This is a genomic window from Streptomyces sp. NPDC055078, assembly GCF_053607985.1.
On sequence record NZ_JBSGUP010001043.1, the window covers coordinates 1 to 1738 of the forward strand.

3 protein-coding genes are annotated in these 1738 nt (G+C 73.1%); 2 read left to right on the forward strand and 1 reads right to left on the reverse strand.

Annotated features, from left to right (window positions below; all coding sequences use genetic code 11):
• Positions 1–189 precede the first annotated feature (189 nt).
• Positions 190–666 (forward strand): DUF309 domain-containing protein, encoded by a 477-nt coding sequence (locus ACWF94_RS39960; RefSeq protein ID WP_453500120.1) that lies wholly within the window; start codon positions 190–192, stop codon positions 664–666.
• Positions 667–746: 80 nt separating this feature from the next.
• On the forward strand, positions 747–1502 hold the full coding sequence (gene cobF, locus ACWF94_RS39965; RefSeq protein WP_453500122.1) for a precorrin-6A synthase (deacetylating): 756 nt from the start codon (positions 747–749) through the stop codon (positions 1500–1502).
• On the opposite strand, the gene ACWF94_RS39970 is transcribed toward cobF, so the two are convergent.
• Positions 1471–1738: precorrin-6A/cobalt-precorrin-6A reductase (locus ACWF94_RS39970; protein ID WP_453500124.1), on the reverse strand; the 268-nt coding region annotated here is incomplete at its 5' end. The genes cobF and ACWF94_RS39970 overlap by 32 nt on opposite strands.

Here is a 1738-nt window from a genome sequence, read left to right on the forward strand (position 1 = left end):
GTCCCGATGCGCGCCCTCATCGGCCGGAAGCCGGGCGCGCAAGAGAACTTTACCCCACCTCCGGGGCCGGTCCGACGACCGGCCCGCGGCCCTGAGCCCCAGCCCTGAGCCTCGGTCCTGAGCCTCGGTCCTGAGCCTCGGTCCGGGCCCGGCCTGCGGCGGGCGGGCCGGTTCGGGGACAATCGAGGGGTGGACATGACACGGAGGGACCGCGACGAGGAGGGGCGTGCCCGCAGCGCCCGCCCCCGTGACGGACTCGGGCGTCCGCTTCCGTACGGTGCGCCGGGGGTGGAGCGGCAGCCCGAGGGCGTGGTGCGCCCGCCCGGGCGGACACTGGCGGAGGCGCAGCGGCTGCTGGACGAGGGGAAGCCCTTCCATGCGCACGAGGTCTTCGAGGACGCCTGGAAATCGGGTCCCGAACCGGAGCGCGAGCTGTGGCGCGGGCTCGCGCAACTGGCGGTCGGGCTGACGCATGCCGCGCGCGGCAATGCGACGGGCGGGGCGCGGCTGCTGCTGCGGGGCGCGGACCGGATCGCCGGATTCGGGGATCCGTACGCCATCGATGTGTCGGGCCTCGCCGCATGGGCGCGCGATCTCGCGGCGCGGCTGGAGACCGGGGGCCCGGTCGACGCCCGCGCCGAGGCTCCCCGGCTGACCCTGCGCTAGGGCGTGTTCCGAATGTCCCGCCCGGCCTCGATCGGCCCCCTGCGGGTCCGGCCACCGGGGCGGTGGGGCAGACTCCGCGGGTGAGGAAAATCTATGTCATCGGCATCGGGGCGGGCGATCCCGACCATCTGACCTTGCAGGCGGTCAAGGCGCTGAACTCGGCGGACGCGTTCTTCATCCTCGACAAGGGCGAGGCGAAGGCCGATCTGACCCGGCTGCGGCGGGACATTCTCGACGCGCATATCGATGACCGCTCCTACCGGCTGATCGAGGCGCGGGACCCGGAGCGGGACCGCCGGGCACCGGACTACTCCCCCGCCGTGGACGACTGGCGCAGCCGCCGCGCCGATCTGTACGAGGCGTTCATCGCCGAGGAACTGGGCGATGACGAGTGCGGGGCGTTCCTGGTCTGGGGCGATCCCTCGCTGTACGACTCCACCCTCGGCATTCTCGAAGAGATCCTCGCCCGGAGCACGGTCGCCTTCGACCATGAGGTGGTGCCCGGGATCAGCAGTGTCTCCGCCCTGCTGGCGAGGCACCGTACGGGCCTGAACCGGGTGGCGCGGCCGGTGCAGATCACCACCGGCCGGCGGCTCGCCGACGGCTGGCCCGAGGGGGTGGACGACGTGGTGGTGATGCTGGACGCACGACAGGCGTTCACCCGCCATCTGGACCAGGATCTGTTCATCTACTGGGGCGCCTATGTGGGCACCGAGGACGAGATCCTGGTGTCGGGCCCTCTGGCCGAGGTCGCGGACCGGATCGAGGAGCTGCGGGCCGAGGCGCGGGCCCGCAAGGGGTGGATCATGGACACCTATCTGCTGCGGCGCGGCTGAGCAGCGCCAGTACGCCGGGTACGTCGTCGGCCGTGGGCACCCCCGGCGGCGGGGGCGGTCGGCGGACCACCACGACCGGCACTCCCCGCTCGCGGGCCGCGACCAGCTTGGCCGAGGTCGCCGGGCCGCCGCTGTCCTTGGTGACGAGAACATCGATCCGGTGCGTACGCAGCAACTCCCGCTCGCCCGCCACGGTGAACGGCCCCCGGTCCAGGACGGTCGTCGTGTGCCGGGGC